Origin of the sequence: Streptomyces sp. NBC_01232 (assembly GCF_035989885.1) — a bacterium.
In the GTDB taxonomy this organism is placed as follows: domain Bacteria; phylum Actinomycetota; class Actinomycetes; order Streptomycetales; family Streptomycetaceae; genus Streptomyces.
This window is the reverse complement of sequence record NZ_CP108518.1, coordinates 3392501-3413909: the sequence shown is the minus strand read 5'-3', so window position 1 is coordinate 3413909 and position 21409 is coordinate 3392501. Positions and strand designations below refer to the sequence as shown.

Annotated in this window: 18 protein-coding genes; 12 read left to right on the top strand and 6 right to left on the bottom strand. The window is 72.2% G+C overall.

Translation table 11 applies throughout. From position 1 onward, the window contains the following. Nucleotides 1-171 precede the first annotated feature (171 nt). The 3 genes from OG444_RS15745 to OG444_RS15735 are packed head-to-tail and all read right to left on the bottom strand — an operon-like array spanning nucleotide 172 to nucleotide 2986. Nucleotides 172-1470, bottom strand: a complete 1299-nt coding sequence (locus OG444_RS15745) for a coenzyme F420-0:L-glutamate ligase (RefSeq protein WP_327262770.1) — start codon at nucleotides 1468-1470, stop codon at nucleotides 172-174. Then, on the bottom strand, nucleotides 1467-2426 hold the full coding sequence (gene cofD / locus OG444_RS15740; RefSeq protein ID WP_327262769.1) for a 2-phospho-L-lactate transferase: 960 nt from the start codon (nucleotides 2424-2426) through the stop codon (nucleotides 1467-1469). The genes OG444_RS15745 and cofD overlap by 4 nt, the downstream gene beginning before the upstream one ends. 29 nt (nucleotides 2427-2455) lie before the next feature. Beyond that, nucleotides 2456-2986 carry a cysteine dioxygenase gene (locus OG444_RS15735; protein WP_327262768.1) on the bottom strand — a complete coding sequence of 177 codons (531 nt, stop codon included), beginning with the start codon at nucleotides 2984-2986 and terminating at the stop codon, nucleotides 2456-2458. Nucleotides 2987-3615: 629 nt separating this feature from the next. Between OG444_RS15735 and OG444_RS15730 the strand changes: the two genes are divergently transcribed. From OG444_RS15730 to OG444_RS15720, 3 genes are all read left to right on the top strand, one after another. Beyond that, nucleotides 3616-3879, top strand: coding sequence for a WhiB family transcriptional regulator (locus OG444_RS15730; RefSeq protein WP_003983763.1), 264 nt, complete (start codon nucleotides 3616-3618; stop codon nucleotides 3877-3879). Between the two features lie 243 nt (nucleotides 3880-4122). Further along, entirely contained in the window at nucleotides 4123-7770 is a 3648-nt protein-coding gene (locus OG444_RS15725) for a glycosyltransferase family 2 protein (protein ID WP_327262767.1), read from the top strand. Beyond that, nucleotides 7767-9242 (top strand): DUF5719 family protein, encoded by a 1476-nt coding sequence (locus OG444_RS15720; protein ID WP_327262766.1) that lies wholly within the window; start codon nucleotides 7767-7769, stop codon nucleotides 9240-9242. The genes OG444_RS15725 and OG444_RS15720 overlap by 4 nt, the downstream gene beginning before the upstream one ends. Nucleotides 9243-9290: 48 nt before the next feature. On the opposite strand, the gene OG444_RS15715 is transcribed toward OG444_RS15720, so the two are convergent. Then, on the bottom strand, nucleotides 9291-9770 hold the full coding sequence (locus OG444_RS15715; RefSeq protein ID WP_383195702.1) for a metallopeptidase family protein: 480 nt from the start codon (nucleotides 9768-9770) through the stop codon (nucleotides 9291-9293). A 90-nt stretch (nucleotides 9771-9860) separates the two neighbouring features. Here OG444_RS15715 and OG444_RS15710 point away from each other — a divergent pair, with 90 nt between their 5' ends. The 6 genes from OG444_RS15710 to OG444_RS15685 all read left to right on the top strand — a co-directional run bounded on the left by OG444_RS15710 (nucleotide 9861) and on the right by OG444_RS15685 (nucleotide 15528). Further along, the gene (locus tag OG444_RS15710; protein WP_327262765.1) at nucleotides 9861-10235 is read left to right on the top strand and encodes a DUF3499 domain-containing protein; all 375 of its coding nucleotides are present in this window, start codon (nucleotides 9861-9863) and stop codon (nucleotides 10233-10235) included. A 79-nt stretch (nucleotides 10236-10314) separates the two neighbouring features. Then, a complete protein-coding gene (locus tag OG444_RS15705; protein ID WP_327266798.1) occupies nucleotides 10315-11685 on the top strand; it encodes a phosphomannomutase/phosphoglucomutase in 1371 nt (456 codons plus the stop codon). Nucleotides 11686-11934: 249 nt separating this feature from the next. Continuing rightward, a complete protein-coding gene (locus OG444_RS15700; RefSeq protein ID WP_030015246.1) occupies nucleotides 11935-12120 on the top strand; it encodes a Trm112 family protein in 186 nt (61 codons plus the stop codon). Nucleotides 12121-12203: 83 nt separating this feature from the next. After that, nucleotides 12204-13337: an SIS domain-containing protein gene (locus OG444_RS15695; RefSeq protein ID WP_327262764.1), complete on the top strand. Its 1134-nt coding sequence runs from the start codon at nucleotides 12204-12206 to the stop codon at nucleotides 13335-13337. Nucleotides 13338-13374: 37 nt separating this feature from the next. Beyond that, nucleotides 13375-14532 (top strand): mannose-6-phosphate isomerase, class I, encoded by a 1158-nt coding sequence (gene manA / locus OG444_RS15690; protein WP_327262763.1) that lies wholly within the window; start codon nucleotides 13375-13377, stop codon nucleotides 14530-14532. A 72-nt stretch (nucleotides 14533-14604) separates the two neighbouring features. Further along, nucleotides 14605-15528 carry a cation diffusion facilitator family transporter gene (locus OG444_RS15685; protein ID WP_327262762.1) on the top strand — a complete coding sequence of 308 codons (924 nt, stop codon included), beginning with the start codon at nucleotides 14605-14607 and terminating at the stop codon, nucleotides 15526-15528. A 71-nt stretch (nucleotides 15529-15599) separates the two neighbouring features. Here OG444_RS15685 and lepB read toward each other — a convergent pair whose 3' ends face one another. After that, nucleotides 15600-16289, bottom strand: coding sequence for a signal peptidase I (gene lepB / locus OG444_RS15680; RefSeq protein WP_327262761.1), 690 nt, complete (start codon nucleotides 16287-16289; stop codon nucleotides 15600-15602). Nucleotides 16290-16677: 388 nt separating this feature from the next. Between lepB and ahcY the strand changes: the two genes are divergently transcribed. Continuing rightward, nucleotides 16678-18114 carry an adenosylhomocysteinase gene (ahcY, locus tag OG444_RS15675; protein ID WP_327262760.1) on the top strand — a complete coding sequence of 479 codons (1437 nt, stop codon included), beginning with the start codon at nucleotides 16678-16680 and terminating at the stop codon, nucleotides 18112-18114. 119 nt (nucleotides 18115-18233) lie between these two features. Beyond that, on the top strand, nucleotides 18234-18854 hold the full coding sequence (locus tag OG444_RS15670; protein ID WP_327262759.1) for a hypothetical protein: 621 nt from the start codon (nucleotides 18234-18236) through the stop codon (nucleotides 18852-18854). Nucleotides 18855-18858: 4 nt separating this feature from the next. Here the strand turns inward: OG444_RS15670 and OG444_RS15665 are convergent, their stop codons facing one another. Then, nucleotides 18859-19803, bottom strand: coding sequence for an RDD family protein (locus tag OG444_RS15665; RefSeq protein WP_327262758.1), 945 nt, complete (start codon nucleotides 19801-19803; stop codon nucleotides 18859-18861). A gap of 112 nt (nucleotides 19804-19915) precedes the next feature. On the opposite strand from OG444_RS15665, the gene OG444_RS15660 reads away from it, so the two are divergent. Further along, on the top strand, nucleotides 19916-20923 hold the full coding sequence (locus OG444_RS15660; protein WP_327262757.1) for a stage II sporulation protein M: 1008 nt from the start codon (nucleotides 19916-19918) through the stop codon (nucleotides 20921-20923). The last annotated feature ends 486 nt before the right edge of the window (nucleotides 20924-21409 follow it).

Below are 21409 nucleotides of genomic sequence, written 5' to 3'. Positions count from 1 at the left end.
GGGCTCGGCCGACAAGATCCGAAAGAGACGGCCTTAGGTCCTGTCGGGTCCTCGCCGATCAGGGCGGGCCCGCGGCGGACGGCGCCGCGCCTCGCGCGTCGCCCTCGGTCACACGGGCTCGCCCGGCAGGGCGGGGACGGCCCCGCCGGTCGCACGGGCTCGCCGCAGGCGTCACCGCACCTCGATGAAGTCCGCCGCCGAGCGCCCCGGCCGGTCCGGCGGGGCCGCCGCCGGGTGGCCGACCGCCACCGTTCCCATCGGGTCCCAGTCCTGCGGCAGCTCCAGCACCTCCCGCACCACGTCCCGGCAGAACATCGTCGAGGACACCCACGCCGACCCGAGCCGCTCGCCGGCCAGCGCGACCAGCAGGTTCTGCACGCCCGCGCCCATCGCGACCACGAACATCTCCCGCTCCGCCGTGTCCCGCCGGGCGTGCCCGTAGTGGTGCGCTCCGTCCGTCACCAGACACGGCACCACCAGGTACGGGGCGGCCCGCAGCACGTCCCCGCGCCTGACCCGCTTCGCGACGGACTCCTCGGACTTGCCGTCCGCCCGCAGGTCCGCGATCCACGCGTCCCGCATCGCGTCCAGCAGCCGGACCCGGGAGGCCTCGGACTCCAGCAGCACGAACCGCCACGGCGTCGTGTGGTGCGGGGCCGGGGCCGTCACGGCCGCCGCCACCGCCCGCCGCACCGCGCCCGGGTCCACCGGCTCCGCCGTGAAGGCCCGTACGGTACGGCGCTGCGTCACGGCTTCCCGTACCGCCTCCGAGGTCCCCAGCCGGAACATGTCGTCGGCCGGGGAGCGCACCAGGTCCCGGGCGGAGGATCCCTCGCCCAGGACGTGGGCCAGCCCGCGGACGACGGCCACCGGCAGGCCGGCGGCCTTCCCCTTGACCAGGTCACCGGCGGCGGCCAGCTCGTCCGCGGTCGCCACCACCGTCGCGCTCAGCGGATTGCCGTGCCCGTCCGTGCCGCCGCGCAGGTCGTCCAGGACCCGTACGCCGGCCGAGCCGATCGCCACGTCCGTCAGCCCGGTGCGCCACGGTCGGCCGAAGGTGTCCGTGACGACCACGCCCACGTCCACGGACAGGGCGTCGCGCACCCCGGCGCGGATCGCGGCGGCCGAGGCGTCCGGGTCCTCGGGCAGCAGCAGCACCGTGCCGGGGGCGGTGTTGGAGGCGTCCACGCCGGCCGCGGCCATGACCAGGCCCTGCCGGTTCTCGACGATCCGCAGCGGACCCCGGCGCGCGACCACCCGTACGGTCTCGGCGTCTATCGCGGCCTCGCGCGAGTCCGCCTCGACGATCCGGCCCTCGGCCTTGGAGACGATCTTCGAGGTGACCAGCAGGACGTCCCCGTCGCGCAGGTCGGGGGCGGCCGTCGTGATCAGCTTCGCCAGGTCGTCGCCCGGCCCGACCTCCGGTATCCCGTCGAGCGCCCGCACCTCGTACGAGGGCACCTGCGTCACCGGGAGGCCTCCGCCAGCTCCAGTGCGGCCCGGGCCATCTCCGCGGTGGCCTCCAGGTCGGTCATCATCAGCGGCACCGCGCGGCAGGTGATCCCGGCGGCCTCCACCTCCGCGACGGCGTCCGCGTCCGAGGTGTCCACGAGCCAGCCGTCGAGCAGTCCGGTCCCGTAGTGCAGGGCCACGGCGGCGGCCGTGGACTCGACGCCCACCGCGGCGAGCACCTTGTCGGCCATCCCGCGCACGGGCGCGCCCCCGACGATGGGGGAGAGGCCCACGACGGGCGCCCCGGCGGAGGCCACGGCGTCCCGGATGCCGGGGACGGCGAGGATCGTGCCGACCGAGACCACGGGGTTGGACGGCGGGAAGATGATCACGTCGGCGGCTGCGATGGCCTCCAGCACGCCGGGGGCGGGCTTGGCCTGCTCGGCGCCCACGGGTACGACGGCCTCCGCGTCCACCGAGGCGCGCAGCCGGACCCAGTACTCCTGGAAGTGGATGACGCGGCGTTCGCCGGTGCCGGCCTCGGTGATCGCGACGTGGGTCTCGACCCGGTCGTCGGACATGGGCAGCAGCCGTACGCCGGGCTGCCAGCGGTCGCACAGGGCCTCGGTGACGGCGCTCAGCGGGTATCCGGCGCCGAGCATCTGGGTCCGCACGATGTGGGTGGCGAAGTCGCGGTCGCCGAGGCCGAACCAGGTGGGTCCGACCCCGTACGCCGCGAGTTCCTCCTTGACGGTGAAGGACTCGTCGCTGCGGCCCCAGCCCTGGTCCTCGTTGATGCCACCGCCGAGGGTGTACATCACCGTGTCCAGGTCGGGGCAGACCTTGAGTCCGAAGAGGTGAATGTCGTCACCGGTGTTGCCGATGACCGTGATGTCCGCGTCGGGCACGGCCGACTTGAGTCCGGACAGGAACCGGGCGCCGCCTATACCGCCGGCCAGAACAACAATGCGCATGCGGACAGTCTGTCAGGGCAGGCTGCCGGTCAGGCGGGTACGGAAGCCGTTTCGGCCGGGGAGCAGCTGTGCATGGGCATTTCGGTCAGGCCGGGGAAGTACACGTGCAGGCTGACCGCTCCGTCGAGGGTGTCGTTGACGACCTCGTGTGCGTGGCCGGGGGCGAGGACGCGCTGGGTGCCGGGACGGTGGGTGAGCCCGCCGCGGGCGGTGTGCTCGGTGAGCTCGCCCTGCAGCACGGTCATGACGCCGGAGGAGGCGCCGTGGTCGTGCGGGCCGCTGCCCTGGCCGGGGACCCAGCTGAGCAGCCAGACCTCGTAGCCGGGGCCGGTGCGCAGCCGGTGGTACCAGCGGGTGGTGGCGTCGTACTGGACGAGGTGCTCCCAGGCGGCGCGGTCCTCGGCGATGGAGCGGGCGAGCCCGACGAACTCGGCGACGGTGGCCGGATGTTCGCGGGCGGGCTGGAGGAGGTGCTGGACGGCGAGGATGTCGCCGGCGATCTGGAGGTCGCTCTCGACGGTGGCGGGAGCGGCGGAGGTGGCGCTGTGCGTGCTGTTCATCGTGGGGGGTACCTCGACGGATGTCAGTCGTGCTGGCGGTTGCTGCAGGGGCGGGCCGGAGCTCGAAGGAGCCGGGGCTCCGCGGGCATCAACAGCTGCAACAGCAACAGCGAACCTGGGCAGCGCACAGGAACCCACGAATGGGGGTCCGGGTGGCGACTGCGGGCGCTGACATGCGAACAAGGAGAACGGCTCGGGGGCCTGACTGTCAACCCAATGTCCGGTTTGGTGTAAAAGTTTCACCTCATCCGGTTACCGTGCGCGGAGAAAGGTTTGTGCACTGTGGGGCAGGGGATGTGGCGCTGTGTCGAGGCTCAAACCAGAACCGGACATCCGTGACCTGAATGTGATCTGCGCCGCTTCTCCGGCCGGACCGCAACCCCGCCCGGAGGTGGCACGTGGATTACGGGTAAAGACGGCATCTCGTGGTGCCGGTGGCATGTGTCACGATTTTTGGCGATTTGAACACTTTCTGCATAGGCTTGGTTCCGCAGAGTGAATAAGGGGCCCAATAGCAGATCTCGGCTTGACTGCCCCGGAGCCACGCACTTGTAATTTCACTCGTGTCGTTACGTAGCAATCAGTGACGGCATCGTCACGGGGACGCACAGACAGAGCGAGGGGCGCACATGACCGAGCTGTTTCAGGAACTGCTGGTCGAGGAGGCGGACGAAGAGCTCGGGTGGCAGGAGCGCGCTCTGTGCGCCCAGACCGACCCCGAGTCCTTCTTTCCCGAGAAGGGCGGCTCCACCCGCGAGGCCAAGAAGGTCTGCCTCGCCTGCGAAGTCCGCTCCGAATGCCTTGAGTACGCCCTCGCCAACGACGAGCGATTCGGCATCTGGGGCGGTCTGTCCGAGCGCGAGCGCCGCCGCCTGAAAAAGGCAGCGGTCTGAAACGGCCGACGCACCACCGGGCAGGCACCTACCGCACATCGCACGACATACCGAACGGGACAACGAGTACGACACACGGCACGGCAAACGGTCCGCCTCCTGCACCTTCCCCGCAGGAGGCGGACCGCTGTCTTGACAGCCGTTAGGGTGGGGCGCTGTCCAGCAGCCTCCGAGGGCACACCACCCCCGGACCCTCCCCCAGACTCCGTCCGGGGGACCCCCAGGCCGGAGGGCCGTACAGCGATGTCCCTGCACAGCCAGTCGGCGGGCTCCCACCAGGCACCCGCCACACCCGAGTTTCCCCGGCACGTCGTCACCGCGGTCCTCGTCGCCCACGACGGCGCCCGCTGGCTGCCCCGGACACTCGCCGGCCTCCTCGGCCAGGAACGCCCCGCGCAGAACCACATCGCCGCCGACACCGGCAGCGCCGACGAATCCGCGCGCCTCCTCACCGAGGCCCTCGGCGACGAAAGCGTCCTGCACCTCGCCCGCCGCACCGGATTCGGCACCGCCGTCGACGAAGCCGCCCGCACCGCAGGCACCTTGACCCCCGAGGACCTCCCGTACCTCAAGCGCCCCAGCGGCTGGGACCCCGTCAGCCGCACCTGGCGCGACGACACGTACGACCTCCCCGACCTGCCCCACGGCGAACCCGTCCAGTGGCTCTGGCTGCTGCACGACGACAGCGCCCCCGAACCCGATGCCCTCACCGAGCTGCTCCGCGTCGCCGAGGAGAACCCCGACGCCGCCGTCATCGGCCCCAAGCTGCGCGGCTGGTACGACAAGAAGCAGCTCCTCGAAGCCGGCGTCACCATCGCCCGCAGCGGCCGCCGCTGGACCGGCCTCGACCGCCGCGAACAGGACCAGGGCCAGCACGACCAGGTCCGCACCGTCCTGTCCGTCTCCACCGCCGGCATGCTGGTCCGCCGCGACGTCTACGAGGACCTCGGCGGCTTCGACCGGCGCCTGCCCCTGATGCGCGACGACGTCGACCTGTGCTGGCGCGCCCAGAGCGCCGGCCACACCGTCCTCGTCGCCCCCGACGCCGTCCTGCGGCACGCCGAGGCCTCCGCCCGCGAACGCCGCGCCGTCGACTGCGCCGGACGCACCACGGCCAGCCCGCACCGCGTCGACAAGGCCGGCGCCGTCTACACGATCCTCGCCAACAGCTCCGGCCGCGCCCTGCCCTACGTCCTGCTGCGCGTCCTGCTCGGCACCGTGCTGCGCACCCTCGCCTACCTCATCGGCAAGGCCCCCGGCCAGGCCGTCGACGAGCTCACCGGACTCCTCGCCACCCTGCTCCGCCCCGGCCGGCTCCTCGCCGCCCGCAAGGCCCGCAGACGCCCCGCCGTCCCCGCCGCCGAACTGCGCCCGCTCTTCCCCCCGCCGGGAGCCTCCCTGCGGGCCAACGCGGAACAGCTCGCCGGCTACTTCGGCGGCGACCGCGACACCGACGCCGCCCCCGCCGGCCGCCACGGCGGCGGCAGCATCCTGAACGCCCCCGGCGAGGACGGCGACTACCTTCCCGAGGCCGAGCGCTTCGCCCGCCTCAAGCGGCTCGCCCGCAACCCCGCGCCCCTCCTCTTCGGCCTCCTCCTGGCCGTCTCCCTCGCGGCCTGCCGCACCCTGATCGGCGGCGGCTCCCTCATGGGCGGCGCCCTGCTGCCCGCCCCCGGCAGCGGCTCCGAACTCTGGGGCGCCTACACCGACGGCTGGCACGCCGTCGGCACCGGCTCCACCGCCTCCGCCCCGCCCTACCTGGCCGTCCTCGGCACCGTCGCCACCCTGCTGTTCGGCTCCACCCAGGCCGCACTGACCCTGCTGCTCGTCGGATCCGTCCCGCTCGCCGGCCTCGCCGCCTACTTCGCCTCCCGGCCGCTCGTCGAATCCCGGCTGCTGCGCGCCTGGGCGGCCATCGCCTACGCCTTCCTCCCCGCCGTGACCGGAGCCCTCGCCGGCGGCCGCCTCGGCACCGCCGTCCTCGCCGTCGTGCTCCCCCTCATGGCCCGCGCAGCCGTCGCAGCCTTCGACCTCGGCGACGGCGCGGAAGCCGCCGACCGGCGGGGCGGCCGGCGCGCGGTGTGGACGTACACGCTGCTGCTCACCCTCACCACAGCCTTCACCCCCGTCGTGTGGCCGCTCGCCGCCGTCCTCGGGACCGCCGCGCTGGTCCTGCGCCGCGCGCACTGGAAGGCGTACGGCCTGCGGCTGCTCGCCGCCCTCGCCGTCCCGCTGATCGTGCTCGCCCCCTGGTCGCTGGGCCTGCTCACGCACCCCGGCCGCCTGCTGGACGAGGCCGGACTGCCCTACGGAGCCGGCTCCGCCGACGCCCTCGGCCTGCTCGCCATCAGCCCCGGCGGCCCCGGCACCGGCGCCGGACTGCTGCTCATCGGCATCGTCCTCGCCGCCCTGGCCGCCCTGCTGCGCACCGACCGCGCCTTCGCCGTCCGCACCGCCTGGGCCGCCGCCCTCGCCGGGCTGCTCCTGGCCGTCCTCGTCAACCGCACCGGCTGGGCCGGCCCCGCCACCCTCGTGTACGGACTCGCCCTGCTCGCGGCCGCCGCGCTCGGCGCCGACGGAGCCAGGGAACGCGTCGCCGCCCGCAGCTTCGGCTGGCGCCAGCCGCTGGCCGCCCTCATCGCCCTGACCGCCGCCGTCGGCCCGCTGTTCGCCGCCGCCACCTGGATGCTCGCGGGCGCCGACGGCCCGCTGCAGCGCCGCGACCCGGTACAGGTCCCCGCCTTCGTCGCCGACGCGGGCGGCGACGACAATCAGACCCGCACCCTGATCCTCGACCTGGACCCGCCCGCCAGCGTCTCCTACAGCCTCGTCCGCGGCTCCGGCGGCCGCATCGGCGACGCGGAGATCACCGCCCGCACCGGCGGCGACGCCCGCCTCGACAAGGTCGTCTCCAACCTCGTCGCCGGCTCCGGAGCCGACCAGTCCAGCCAGCTCAGCGCCTACGCCATCCGCTTCGTCATGTTCCGCCCCGGCGGCCCCGACGAGATCCGCCGCGTCCTCGACGCCACCCCGGGCCTGAGCCGTCGCCACCAGCAGGACGGCACCGCCCTGTGGGGCGTCGAGCCCTGGCTGCCCCGCGCCGTCATCGTCTCCGGCAAGCAGGGCGAGGCACCGATCCCCGTCGCCGCCGGACCCGTCGAGGCCCACAGCAAGATCCCCGCCGGTGACGCGGACCGCGTCCTGCGCATCGCCGACCGGGCCGACGCCGGCTGGCGGGCCACCCTCGACGGCAAGCCCCTCAAGCCGAAGACCCTGGACGGCTGGGCCCAGGGCTTCGAACTGCCCGCCGACGGCGGCCGCCTCGACCTCGTCCACGAGGACTCCCTGCTGCAGACCGCCTGGTACTGGACCCAGGGCCTCCTCGCCCTGGTCCTCCTGGTGATGGCCCTGCCCGGCCGCCGGGCGCAGCTCGACGACGACCTGCCGGAGGACGAGGCGCTGCTCCCGTCCCAGCCCGGCCCGGGCGAGGCCGGCGAGGGCCGCCGCGCCCGCCGCCTGCGCGCCGAGGCCGAGCCGGCCCCCGTACCGGTGGAGACGGCCGCGGTCGCCGACCCGTACGCGCAGATCCCCGCGCAGCCGGTGTACGGCGAGGACACCTACGCGTACCAGGCGTACGGCGACCAGAGCGGCTACGCGTACGACCAGCAGCAGCCCGCGTACGACCCGTACCCGCAGTACGACCAGCAGGGCCAGTACGACCAGCAGGGCCAGCAGGGCCAGCAGGGCTACGCGGCCCCGTACCCGCAGCAGCCGGTCCAGGACCCGGACCAGCAGCAGTACCCCTACCCGTACGAGCCCTACCAGCCGTACGACCCCCACCACCCCCACGCACCGCACGACCCGCGTCCGGACGGGAGCCCCCAGCAGTGAAGCAGCGCGCACCCCTGACGCTGGCGGCGGTGACCGCGGCCCTGGCCGCCCTCACCGGCGTCGCCGCCCTCACCGCACCCGCCGCCGACGGCAAGCCCTCCGACGGCAGGCCGGCCGCCGCCCGGATGCCCGTGGAACGGTCCCTGCTGGTCTGCCCGGGGCCCAGCTCCTCGGACATCGCCGAGACCACGTACACGTCCTTCACCCCCGGCGCCCCCGCGGGCAAGGGCTCGGCCCGGCTGCTCGGCGCGACCAAGGACGCCAAGCCGGTGCTGGAGCCCAAGGAGCCCGGCAAGCCCGTCGGGGCCACCGCCAGCGGCGCCGACGCACCCGCCCTCACCGGCAGCGCCGACGGCGTCCTCGCCCCCGGCTGGACCACGCAGCTGACCACCAAGGTCTCCGTCGGCCGGGCCCGCGGCGTGCTCGGTGTCGGCTGCACCGCGCCCGGCACCGACTTCTGGTTCCCCGCGGTCAGCACGGCCAAGGGCCGCGAGGACTACGTCCACCTCACCAACCCCGACGACGCCGCGGCCATCGTCGACATCAAGCTCTTCGGCCCGGACGGACCGGCCAAGCCCGACGCCGGCGCCAGCGAGAGCATCCGGGTCGACCCCAAGTCGACCAAGACCGTCCTGCTGTCCTCCCTCGTCCCCGGTGCCCAGCTCGCGGACGCCACCGCCCACGTGACCACGCGCGCCGGCCGGGTGGGCGCATCGGTGCAGGTCGGCGAGGAGGGCGTGGGCGCCGACTGGCTGCCGGCCTCCGCCGATCCGGCGGGCTCGCTGGTACTGCCGGGCATCCCGGCGGACGCCGCCTCCGTACGCCTGGTCGTCCTCGCACCGGGCGAGGAGGACGCGGACCTGAAGGTGCGCCTCGCCGGACCGGGCGGCTCGATCAGCCCGGCGGGCAACGAGCAGCTGCACGTCAAGGCCGGTATGACGGCGGTCATGGACCTGAAGGACCTGACCCGCGGCGAGCCCGGTTCGCTGGTCCTGACCCCGGCCGACCCCAAGAAGTCCGCCCCGGTCGTCGCGGCGGTACGGGTGGTCCGCGGCAGCGGGGCCAAGCAGGAGCTCGGCTTCATCACCGCCACCGCGCCGGTCGGGACACGGGCGACCGTGGCCGACAACCGGCCCGAGGAGAACACGACCCTGCTGGCCCTGACGGCCCCGGGCGCCGACGCGAAGGTCAAGGTGACGGCCTCACCGGGCACCGGGGGCGGCGAGCCGGCCTCCAAGGAGGTCACCGTCAAGGCGGGCACCACGCAGACGCTGACCCTGGCCCCGGCGGGCGGCAAGGGCGCCTACGCCCTCACCGTCGAAACCCTCTCGGGCGGCCCGGTCCACGCGGCCCGCACCCTGTCCCTGCCGGACGACGGCATCGCGATGTTCACCGTCCAGGGATTCTCGGACGACCACTCCACGGTCTCGGTCCCCAGGGCCGCCCAGGACCTCTCGGTCCTGACCCGGTGACCTGACGGACCCGTTGACCGGATGACGGGCGCCCCGGTACGCGGCAGGTCAGTCCTGGCCGTACCGGGGGTCCACCGTCTCCGGCGAGAGCCCCAGCAGATCCGCCACCTGCTCGACCACGATCTCGTGGACCAGCATCGCCTTCTCGTCCCGCGTCTTGGTACGGATCTCCACCGGCCGCCGGAAGACCACGATCCGGGCGGGCCGCCCCTCGCGCGACTCCGACACCGCGCCCAGCGGCACCGCCTCGTCGTTCCAGCCGCCGTCCGCACCGCCCGGCGGGCCGGGGACGTCCCCGATCAGGAACTCCACCTCGGCCAGCTGCGGCCAGCGCCGCTCCAGCCGCTCCACGGAATCCCGTACGAGATCCCCGAACAGCTCGGACCGGCTTGCCGCCAGCGGCACCTGAGGGGGCGCCACCGGACCGCGCATCCCGCGCCCGTGGCGGTCCCGCCGACGCGGGCGCGGCTCGGTCCGGGCCCCGGCGGGGGGCTCTGCGGGGCAGGGAGGAAGAGGGCTGTCGGTCACCCCCGCAGGGTAGCTCCGAGCACGACACGGGGGAGTGCGCGGCGGTGGAGTCGTCGCGGCCCGGTCAAGAGTGCGGTACCGTCCAACGTCGTGAGCCTTGTACGTCGCTGTTCGCGCACTGCGTGCGGCCGCCCTGCCGTCGCGACACTGACGTACGTCTACGCCGATTCGACCGCAGTTCTCGGCCCGCTCGCCACCTACGCCGAACCCCACTGCTACGACCTGTGCGCCGAGCACTCGGAGCGCCTGACCGCCCCACGGGGCTGGGACGTCGTGCGCCTGTCCGACGGCTCCGGGCCGTCCCGCCCCAGTGGCGACGACCTCGAAGCCCTCGCCAACGCCGTGCGCGAAGCAGCCCGTCCCCCGGGGCGCACCGCCGAGCCCGGCAGCCCCGGCAAGGGTGGCCCGTCCACCGGTGAGACCCGCCGCGGACACCTGCGCGTCCTGAGATCGCCCGATTCCTGACGCTCCGACGGCCTGAAGAGCCGCTCCCGGTTCAGGGTAGGTTTTGCTGAACCGCACAGGACCTTCAGGAGGGCAGGCAGTGGCCGCAGATCTTTCGAACATCGTCAAGGCGTATGACGTGCGTGGCGTTGTGCCGGACGAGTGGGACGAGTCGCTGGCCGAGTTGTTCGGTGGGGCGTTCGTGGAGGTCACGGGTGCTGTGGCGATCGTGATCGGTCATGACATGCGTCCGTCGTCGCCGGGTCTGTCGGCTGCTTTTGCGCGGGGTGCGGCGGCGCGTGGTGTGGATGTGACGTTGATCGGGCTGTGTTCGACGGATCAGCTGTATTACGCGTCGGGTTCGCTGGGTCTGCCGGGTGCGATGTTCACGGCTTCGCACAATCCGGCGCAGTACAACGGCATCAAGCTGTGTCGTGCGGGTGCTGCTCCGGTGGGTCAGGACACGGGTCTGTCGCAGATCCGGTCGCTGGTGGAGAAGTGGTCGCGGGACGGTGCTCCGGTGGTTGCCGAGGGCACGGCCCCGGGCGCGGTGACGGAGCTGGATTCCCTTCCCGGGTATGCCGCGCATCTGAAGGGTCTGGTGGACCTGGCGTCGGTCCGGCCGCTGAAGGTGGTGGTGGACGCGGGCAACGGCATGGGCGGTCACACGGTGCCGACGGTGTTCGAGGGGCTGCCGCTGGATGTGGTGCCGATGTACTTCGAGCTGGACGGGACGTTCCCGAACCACGAGGCGAATCCGCTGGATCCGAAGAACATCGTGGATCTCCAGGCCCGTGTGCTGGCGGAGGGCGCGGATCTGGGGATCGCGTTCGACGGTGACGCGGACCGCTGTTTCATCGTGGACGAGCGGGGCGTGGGCGTCTCTCCGTCGGCGATCACTGCGCTGGTCGCGGCGCGTGAGCTGGCCCGCAACGGCGGTTCGGGGACGGTCATCCACAACCTGATCACCTCCTGGTCGGTGCCGGAGGTGGTGCGGGAGAACGGCGGCACGCCGGTGCGTACGCGGGTGGGTCATTCCTTCATCAAGGAGGAGATGGCGAGGACGGGTGCGATCTTCGGTGGTGAGCACTCGGCGCACTACTACTTCAAGGATTTCTGGAACGCGGACACGGGCATGCTGGCCGCGTTGCACGTGCTGGCGGCGCTGGGTGGTCAGGACGGTCCGCTGTCGGAGCTGGTGGCTTCCTACGACCGGTATGCGGGTTCGGGTGAGATCAACTCGACGGTCGGCGACCAGAAGGCCCGGCTGGCCGCGGTGAAGGACGCCTACGGAGATATCGAGGGTGTCACCCTCGACGAGCTCGACGGCCTGACGGTGACGGGCGGGGACTGGTGGTTCAACGTCCGTGCCTCCAACACCGAGCCCCTGCTGCGGCTGAACGTGGAGGCGCGGGACGAGGCCACCCTGGCCAAGGTCCGCGACGAGGTCCTCACCCTCATCCGCGCCTGACACAACCCCGGACCGGGCTCCGCCCCATCCAGCCCCGCCGGCGTTTGAGGCGCGGGTCCGGGCGGAGCCCGGTGCCCGGCGGAGCCGGGTTCCCCGCAGCCGCGCCCGCCCGCCCTTTCCAGCCCCGCCGGCGTTTGAGACGACGCTCCGGGCGGAGCCCGGTCCAACCCGCCCCCACGACACCGCACCGGCGGTGACTCGGCGGTACGCTGACCTCGCCCCACCCACATGCCCGAAGGGAACCGCCCCATGCCGCTCGAAGCCGGCCTCCTGCAGATCCTCGCCTGCCCCGCCTGCCACTCGCCCCTCGAGGACAAGTCGGCCGACGAGACGGCCCCCGAGCTGATCTGCACCGGCCAGGACTGCGGCCTCGCGTACCCGGTCCGCGACGGCATCCCCGTGCTCCTCGTGGACGAGGCCCGCCGCCCCGCCTGACCCCCAGCCGCGCCCGCACCGCGCACGCAGACGCTGAGACCGATTCCGCCACCCTGGATCCGTCAACACCGCCGGAGGCCGCCATGCTCGACGAGTCGCTCCTCGACGCACCGGACGATCTCGCCCGCATCGACCGCCGGGGCCTGCTCCGCGGTGCGGCCGAGGCCGGAGCCAGAGTCCGTACCGCCGCCCGGCACGCGACCGATGCCGGCCTCGCCGAGCTGCGCCCCGACGGCCGCCCGCGCTCCGTCCTGATCGCCGGACCCGGCACCGCCGCCACCGGCGTCGCCGACCTGCTCGGCGCCCTCGCCGGGGCCTCCGCGCCCGTCATCCGGCTGGAGCCCACCGGCGTCGCCCACGCGTCCGGCGCACTGCGCTGGGCCCTGCCCGGCTGGGCCGGCCCCGTGGACCTGCTGCTCCTCGCCACCACCGACGGCACCGAGCCCGGACTCGCGGTCCTCTCCGAGCAGGCCTACCGGCGCGGCTGCACCGTCGTCGCCGTCGCCCCCGAACGCTCACCGCTGAGCGAGGCCGTGGACGGCGCGCACGGGCTCCTCGTACCGATGGCCAAGGCCCCGTACCAGGAGTACGACGAGTCCGCCGCGGCCGGCCCCGGCGCCCTGTGGGCCCTGCTGACGCCCCTGCTGCTGCTCCTCGACAGGGTCGGCCTGATCACCGCGGCCCCGGACACCCTCCAGCTCGTCGCCGACCGGCTCGACCGGACGGCCGAACGCTGCGGGCCGGCCATCGCCACCTACTCCAACCCGGCCAAGACCCTCGCCGCCGAGCTGGCCGACTCCCTCCCGCTCATCTGGAGCGAGGGCACCGGCGCCGCCCCCGCGGGCCGCCGGTTCGCCGCCACCCTCGCCGAGCTCGCCGGTCGCCCCGCACTGGCCGCCGTGCTTCCCGAGGCACTGCCCGCCCACGGCATCCTGCTCGCCGGGGCCTTCGCCGCCGGAGCCGACCCCGACGACTTCTTCCGTGACCGGGTCGAAGAGCCCCAGGCGCTTCGCGCCCGCATCGTTCTGCTGCGTGACCGTCCGGCCGGCGGTCTGACCGCCGCCCCCGCCGCCCGCGAGCTCGCCCACAGCCACGACACGGCCGTCAGCGAGCTCGAACCGGAGGAGGGCGTCGAGCTGGAGCAGCTCGCCGAGCTCCTCGCCGTCACGGATTTCGCCACCGCCTACCTGGCGTTGGCTTCCGGGGGACACAGCTGAGTCACAGACGTACCCAGCTCTATCCAGGAAGACGACGATGGACCGCCTGACGAACACGATCCGCCCCTATGCCTGGGGATCCACCACGGCCATCCCCACACTCCTCGGTGTCGCACCCACCGGTGAGCCCCAGGCCGAGATGTGGATGGGAGCCCACCCCGGCGCACCCTCCCGCCTCGACCGCGGAACGGGCGAGAGGGCGCTCTCGGAGGTCATCGCCGCCGACCCCGAAGGCGAGCTGGGCGCTGCCACCGTCGCCAGGTTCGGCCCCCGGCTGCCCTTCCTGTTCAAGATCCTCGCCGCCGGCGCGCCGCTCTCCCTCCAGGTCCACCCCGATCTGGACCAGGCCAGGGCGGGCTTCGAGGACGAGGAGCGCCGCGGGGTCCCGATCGACGCGGACCACCGCAACTACAAGGACGCCAACCACAAGCCCGAAATGATCTGCGCGCTCACCCCGTTCGACGGGCTGTGCGGCTTCCGCCCGCCGCTGGAGGCCGCGGACCTCCTCGAAGGCCTGCAGGTGGACAGCCTCAAGCCGTACGTCGACCTGCTGCGCGCGCACCCCGAAGAGGCGGCCCTGCGCGAGATGCTGACGGCCGTTCTGACCGCCGACCGCGCCGAGATGGCCCACACCGTGAGCGAGGTCGCCGCGGCCGTCACGCGCCTCGGCGGCACCTACGTCCCGTACGCGACCCTGGTCCACCACTTCCCGGGCGACCCGGGAGTCATCGCGGCCATGCTGCTCAACCACGTCCGACTCCAGCCCGGCGAGGCGATGTTCCTCGGCGCCGGCGTCCCGCACGCCTACATCGACGGCCTCGGCGTCGAGTTGCTGGCCAACTCGGACAACGTGCTGCGTGCCGGACTCACCCCGAAGCACGTGGACGTGCCCGAGCTGCTGAAGGTCGCGAAGTTCGAGCCCGGCGACCCGACCCTGCTGCGCCCGGAGGGCGACGGCGAGGAGGTCTACGAGACCCCCATCGACGAATTCCGGCTCTCCCGCTTCCTCCTCGCGCCCGGCGGTGCCCCCCGGGTGCTCCCGCACGGGGCCCCGCAGATCCTGCTCTGCACGGCGGGTTCCCCGCAGGCGGGCGAACTGCCCCTGACTCCTGGCGAATCGGTCTTCGTACCGGCGGGCGAAAAGGTCGAACTGTCAGGAACCGGGACGGTCTTCCGCGCCACCGTGGTGGTCTGACGCAGCGTCCCTCCCGCCGGCTGCAACAATGTGCGGCCGGTAGTCAGTGGCTAGGAAGGACACCCTGCACCCATGAGCGCGTCGGGCGGTACCAAGGCGATCGTGGCGGCACTCGCCGCCAATCTCGCCATCGCTGTAGCCAAATTCGTGGCATTCCTCTTCAGCGGCTCCTCGTCGATGCTCGCGGAAAGCGTCCACTCGCTGGCCGACTCCGGGAACCAGGGGCTGCTCCTCCTCGGCGGGAAGAAGGCCCAGCGCGAGGCGACGCCGCAGCACCCCTTCGGGTACGGGCGCGAGCGCTACATCTACGCCTTCCTCGTCTCCATCGTGCTCTTCACCGTCGGTGGCATGTTCGCCATCTACGAGGGCTACGAGAAGATCCACGACCCGCACGAGATCACGAACTGGTACTGGCCGGTCGGCGTCCTCGTCTTCGCGATCATCGCGGAGTCCTTCTCCTTCCGCACCGCGATCAAGGAGTCGAACGAGATCCGGGGCAAGCAGACCTGGACCCAGTTCGTCCGCCGGGCCAAGGCCCCCGAGCTGCCCGTCGTCCTCCTGGAGGACCTCGGCGCGCTCGTCGGCCTGGTGCTGGCCCTCGGCGGTGTCGGCCTCGCCCTGCTGACCGGCGACGGGATCTGGGACGGCATCGGCACCCTGTGCATCGGCGTCCTGCTCATCGCCATCGCGATCGTGCTGGCCGCGGAGACCAAGTCCCTGCTGCTCGGTGAGGCCGCCGGGATCGAGGACGTGGAGAAGATCAAGGCCGCAGTGGTCGACGGGGACGTCGTCACCCGCGTGATCCACATGCGCACCCTGCACCTGGGCCCCGAGGAGCTGCTCGTCGCCGCCAAGATCGCGGTCGAGGGCAACGACACCGCGACCGAGGTGGCCGACGCGATCAACGCCGCCGAGGCCCGCATCCGCGAGGCGGTCCCGATCGCCCGGGTGATCTACCTGGAGCCGGACATCTACCGCCCCGAGGCTGCCAAGTAACCGGGCGGCCACACACATGCGAAGGCCCCCGCGGGCAGCAGCCCGCGGGGGCCTTCGGCATGCGTCGGCCTTTACGGCTCGTCGACGCGCACGGCACCCCAAACGGGCCCGGCGGGCACGGGCTTCCTCCGCCGAGCCACCAGAGCCGCGATCCCGAACCCCGCACCGGCGAGGAAGGCCGGGACCCCGCACAGCGCGAGGGCTCCGGCCGCCAGGAACGCGACGGGCGTCTCGATCCTCCTGCCCAGCACGGCCGACACCGGGGCCGTTCCCCTGCTCTCCCCGTCGATGTTGAAGGAGGAGTCGAAGGAGTTGTTCCGGTTGTCACCCATGAGGAAGACACGGCCCTCGGGAACGGTGACGTCGAACCCGATCGCCGCCGGCACCGTGCGGTCCTTGATGTACGGCTCGTCCAGCGGCTCGCCGCCCAGCCGGAGCGTCGGCTCGCCCGGCGTGTAGGAGATCCGGTCCCCGCCGACCGCCACCACCCGCTCCAGAGCGGGTCCGTCGGGGATCCACGGCAGCGTGATCAGTACGACGTCGCCGCGCCGGACGTCCGGGACCGGACCGGCCTCGAACCACACCCGCTTGCCCCGCGTGAGCGTGGGGAGCATCGAGTCGGAGCTCGCGACCCTCATGTCGAAGCCCCGCGCCGGCGCCGCGACGGCTCCGTAGACGCTGGTGCCCACCAGCACGACCGTCCCGAAGACCAGCAGCACCACCGCCCAGATCCCCAGTCTCCGCCCAGGCCTGCGTTCCATCAGCCACCCCTTCGATTCGTGCGTGTGCGCGGGGCAGCGTACGGAACCCCTCCGGGCCCCTGACCAGCAGGGTCGCCCGAGAACCGACGCGGCCGACGGCACCCATGCGCACCCGAGAGGTGCGCCAGAAGCCCTCAGGGACCGGAGCCTGCCGACGGGAGGACCTGACATAACCTGACAGCTTCTTCCTCGTCTGACTGGGGCTCACTCCACCGATCGGTGTAGATTCGTGCTCAGTGTCAGACGTCGCTGCTGATGGCGGGTCGGGCGGTCCTTGCGACCGGCCGAGGGGAGAGAGGACCCCCGACGGACTGTGCTCGGTGTCCCGTCCCCAGGACGGCGCACGGCCCAGCCGTACCCACCTCTCGAACCATGAGGAGCAGCACCCATGGACTTCAAGGTCGCAGACCTGTCCCTTGCCGCGTTCGGCCGCAAGGAGATCACCCTGGCCGAGCACGAGATGCCGGGCCTGATGTCGATCCGTGCCGAGTACGCCCAGGCGCAGCCGCTGGCCGGTGCCCGGATCACCGGCTCGCTGCACATGACCGTGCAGACGGCCGTGCTCATCGAGACCCTCGTCGCCCTCGGCGCCGACGTCCGCTGGGCCTCCTGCAACATCTTCTCCACCCAGGACCACGCGGCCGCCGCCATCGCGGTGGGCCCGAACGGCACCCCGGAGAACCCGCAGGGCGTACCCGTCTTCGCCTGGAAGGGCGAGACGCTGGAGGAGTACTGGTGGTGCACGGAGCAGGCGCTGACCTGGCCGAACACCCCCACCGGTGGCCCGAACATGATCCTCGACGACGGTGGTGACGCCACCCTCCTCGTTCACAAGGGCGTCGAGTTCGAGAAGGCCGGCGCGGCCCCGGACCCGTCGACGGCGGACTCCGAGGAGTACGCGTACATCCTCACCCTGCTCAACCGCACCCTCGGCGAGTCCCCGCAGAAGTGGACGCAGCTCGCGTCCGAGATCCGCGGTGTGACCGAGGAGACCACCACCGGTGTGCACCGTCTGTACGAGATGATGTCCGAGGGCAGCCTGCTGTTCCCGGCGATCAATGTGAACGACGCCGTGACGAAGTCGAAGTTCGACAACAAGTACGGTTGCCGGCACTCGCTGATCGACGGCATCAACCGTGCCACCGACGTCCTCATCGGCGGCAAGGTGGCGGTCGTCTTCGGTTACGGCGACGTCGGCAAGGGCTGCGCGGAGTCCCTGCGCGGTCAGGGTGCGCGTGTCATCGTCACGGAGATCGACCCGATCTGCGCGCTGCAGGCCGCGATGGACGGATACCAGGTCGCCACCCTGGACGATGTCGTGGAGACGGCCGACATCTTCATCACGACCACGGGCAACAAGGACATCATCATGGCCGCGGACATGGCCAAGATGAAGCACCAGGCGATCGTGGGCAACATCGGCCACTTCGACAACGAGATCGACATGGCCGGTCTCGCGAAGATCGAGGGCATCGTCAAGGACGAGGTCAAGCCGCAGGTCCACACCTGGAAGTTCCCCGACGGCAAGGTCCTGATCGTGCTGTCCGAGGGCCGTCTGCTGAACCTGGGCAACGCGACCGGTCACCCGTCGTTCGTGATGTCGAACTCCTTCGCGGACCAGACCCTGGCCCAGATCGAGCTCTTCACCAAGCCGGAGGAGTACCCGACCGAGGTCTACGTGCTCCCCAAGCACCTGGACGAGAAGGTCGCGCGTCTGCACCTGGACGCCCTGGGCGTCCGCCTCACCACGCTCCGCCCGGAGCAGGCCGCCTACATCGGCGTCCAGGTCGAGGGCCCGTACAAGCCGGACCACTACCGCTACTGATCAACCCCTGATCAGCCTCTGATCAGCGGCAGCAGCACGTGAAGCAGGCCCCCGGCACCCGTGCCGGGGGCCTGCCCGTATCCCCGACACGTCCCCCGACCCCAAGAAGAGTGCGCACCATGCCCCGCGGCCGCTACTCGCTCCACGACCCGCACGACCACACACCGCTCGGCGAGGAGCACTTCCACTGCGCCCCCGGGCCCTCGGGCTGGCGCTACGTCTCCCAGCTCACCGGCCCGGGCGGCGACCACCGGGGCTCCGTCGACCTGGCGATCGACGAACTGGGCCGCCCCATCCGGCTGGAGGTCAACGCCGCGAGCTGGCAGGTGCGGGGCGCTGCCATCGACGGCGTCACCTGGGTCCGTACCGACCCCACCGGCACCGAGCCCACCGAGGGCAACATCGCAGCCCCCGGCTTCACCGGCACCTCCCCGGCCTTCCTCGTGGCCACGACCCGCCTGCTGCGCCTGACCCCGGGCGCCCCGGCCACCCGCGTCCGGCTCCTCGCCCTCACCGACCCGGTCCTGGCGCCCCGTACGGTCGACCAGGCCTGGGCCCTGCTGGCCCGCGAGGAACACCCCACGGACAGCGGCCCGCTCCTGGTGGACGAGTACCGGGTCAGCGCGCTGGACACCGGCGAGGTCCACACCATCCACATCGCCGGAGACGTGGTCCTCTCGGCCCCCGGGATCGAACTCGAACACCTGGAGACGCCGCCCTCGGCCTTCGAGGAGCAGTGATCCCTCAGGCGGGCGGCGCGAACCCGCCGGCGCGCGGAGCCTCCACGGGCGCCTCGGGTGCCACCCGGGCAACCGGCGGCGCCACGACAGGCCCCGGTGCGGCGACGGGCATCGGCGTTGGCATCGGCGCGGGAGCGAACCCTGAACCGGGCGCGGAAAAGGGCGCGGAAAAGGGTGCGGGACCGGGCCCGGCAGCGGCGACCGGCCGGAAGGCCCGGGCGGCGTCACGCGACTGCCGTTCGTGCACCACGGCCATCAGGAACGCGGCGGCCGGAACCCCCGCCGGCGGCGGCGCCCCCGTACGCGCCACCAGATCGTCCGCGAGCCGGCCCGCCATCGCGGCACCCACCTGCGGATCCAGCTGGTCCATCCGCGTCAGGTACTGCCGAATCGCCAGCCACAGCCCGTCCGGCACCGCCGACAGGTCCAGCCCGGTGAACCGCCCGGCCAGCCACGGCGGCGGCGGGGGCACCGGCATCACCCGCGCCCCCGGCACCCGCTCCCGGACCACGAGCGTGCCCGCGAACAGGTCCCCGAGCCGCCGGCCCCGCTCCGAAGCCAGCGAGGCGATGCACGCCACCGACCCGAAGGTCAGCAGCAGCTCCACGAACCCCAGGGCCCCGCGCACCAGAGCGTGCCGGAACCTGATCGGCCCGCCGTCGTCCCGCACGACCCGCAGCCCGCAGGCGAGCTTGCCGAGCGAACGTCCGTGGGAGAGCGTCTCCACCGCGATCGGCATGCCCACCAGGAACAGCAGGAAGCCCGCCACCCCCACGGCGGCCTGGGCGGCCCGGTCCAGCGAGGCGGTCGCCATGGTCAGCCCGATGGAGATGATCACGTATCCAGTGACGTACACGGCCGTGTCCAGGAGGATCGCCAGCCCGCGGCTCGGCAGTCGCGCGGGCCTCAATCCCAGGACGACAGCGTCCCCCGTCACCAGATCGCTCACCACAGCACCTCTCATGTGACCTGCCCCGCCCCAACGGCATCCAGTCTGCCAAGCTGACCACACTAGGAATAGGCAGTGGCCAGGGGACCTGGGACAGGGGAGCGGCAACCGGATGGATCTCGATGTCTTCGTGACCGCACACCGAGCGGAGTGGGACCGCCTGGAGCAGCTCCTGGGCCGCGGGCGCAAGCTCACGGGCGAGGAGGCCGACGAACTCGTCGCGCTCTACCAGCGCACCTCCACCCACCTCTCCCAGATCCAGTCCAGCGCTCCGGACCCGATGCTCACCGGTCGGCTGACCCAGCTGATCGCCCGCGCCCGCGCCACGGTGACGGGCACCCGCCGGTCCGGCTGGCGCGACGTCGCCCTCTTCTTCACGGTGGGCTTCCCGGCCGCGGTCTACCGCAGCCGCCGCTGGTGGATACCGACGGCCCTGCTCTCGACGGCGCTCGGCGTGCTCATCGGCTGGTGGATCGCCACGCACCCGGAAGTCCAGGGCGCCATCGCCGCCCCCGACGACCTGAAGGCGCTCACGCAGCCCGGCGGCCAGTACGAGACGTACTACTCCAGCCACCCCGCGGGCTCCTTCGCCGCCCAGGTGTGGACGAACAACGCCCAGGCGGCCGCGATCTGCCTGGTCATGGGCGCGTTCCTGGGGATACCGGTGCTCTGGATCCTCTTCCTGAACATGGCCAACCTCGGAGTGGGCCTCGGCCTGATGGCCTCCGCCGGCCGCCTCGACGTCTTCCTCGGCCTGATCCTCCCGCACGGCCTGCTCGAACTGACGGCTGTCTTCGTGGCCGCGGGCATGGGCCTGCGCCTGGGCTGGACGGTCATCGACCCGGGCCCCCGCACCCGCCGCACGGCCCTCGCGGAACAGGGCCGCACCGCCCTCGGCATGGCCATCGGCCTCGCGGTGGTCCTCTTCATCTCGGGCCTGATCGAAGGCTTCGTGACCCCGTCGGGCCTGCCGACCTGGGCCCGCATCGCGATCGGCGTCGCAGCCGAGGTCGCCTTCCTGCTCTACGTCTTCGTCCTGGGCGGCAGGGCCGCGCGCGCCGGCGAGGTCGGCGACGTGGAGGCCGCCGACCGGACGGCGACGCTCCCGACCGCGGCCTGATGTGCGTACAAGCCTGTTGAGCTGCTAGTCTCCTCGTCGTCCCGCAAACACCGTTGACACGGAGCGCGCGGGGAGGTAGATTCGAACGGTTGCCTCGAACTGGACAAGTTCGGCAGCGATGGTTTAAACTCTCTCTCGCCCCCAAAAGGAATTGAATTCCGACGGGGCACAGTCGACTCCTCATTCAGGAATCCGAAGCCGGGAAATCCGGTGGAGAACTTCTGATAGAGTCGGAACCGCCGGAAAGGGAAAACGCGAAAGCGAATACCTGGAAAGCACCGAGGAAGTCAGGCCCGAAAGAGTCTGATAGAGTCGGAAACGCAAGAACAGAACGAAAGCCCGGAGGAAAGCCCGACGAGGGTGAGTACAAAGGAAGCGTCCGTTCCTTGAGAACTCAACAGCGTGCCAAAAATCAACGCCAGAAGTTGATACCCCGTCCACTTCGGTGGATGAGGTTCCTTTGAAAAAGACCTGTCGGGCCTTCGG

Coding starts and splice junctions, on each gene's coding strand:
- cofD (WP_327262769.1), bottom strand. CDS start 2,426: ATGCGCATTGTTGTTCTGGCCGGCGGTATAGGCGGCGCCCGGTTCCTG.
- OG444_RS15735 (WP_327262768.1), bottom strand. CDS start 2,986: ATGAACAGCACGCACAGCGCCACCTCCGCCGCTCCCGCCACCGTCGAG.
- OG444_RS15730 (WP_003983763.1), top strand. CDS start 3,616: ATGACCGAGCTGTTTCAGGAACTGCTGGTCGAGGAGGCGGACGAAGAG.
- OG444_RS15725 (WP_327262767.1), top strand. CDS start 4,123: ATGTCCCTGCACAGCCAGTCGGCGGGCTCCCACCAGGCACCCGCCACA.
- OG444_RS15700 (WP_030015246.1), top strand. CDS start 11,935: ATGCCGCTCGAAGCCGGCCTCCTGCAGATCCTCGCCTGCCCCGCCTGC.
- OG444_RS15695 (WP_327262764.1), top strand. CDS start 12,204: ATGCTCGACGAGTCGCTCCTCGACGCACCGGACGATCTCGCCCGCATC.
- manA (WP_327262763.1), top strand. CDS start 13,375: ATGGACCGCCTGACGAACACGATCCGCCCCTATGCCTGGGGATCCACC.
- OG444_RS15685 (WP_327262762.1), top strand. CDS start 14,605: ATGAGCGCGTCGGGCGGTACCAAGGCGATCGTGGCGGCACTCGCCGCC.
- lepB (WP_327262761.1), bottom strand. CDS start 16,289: ATGGAACGCAGGCCTGGGCGGAGACTGGGGATCTGGGCGGTGGTGCTG.
- ahcY (WP_327262760.1), top strand. CDS start 16,678: ATGGACTTCAAGGTCGCAGACCTGTCCCTTGCCGCGTTCGGCCGCAAG.
- OG444_RS15670 (WP_327262759.1), top strand. CDS start 18,234: ATGCCCCGCGGCCGCTACTCGCTCCACGACCCGCACGACCACACACCG.
- OG444_RS15660 (WP_327262757.1), top strand. CDS start 19,916: ATGGATCTCGATGTCTTCGTGACCGCACACCGAGCGGAGTGGGACCGC.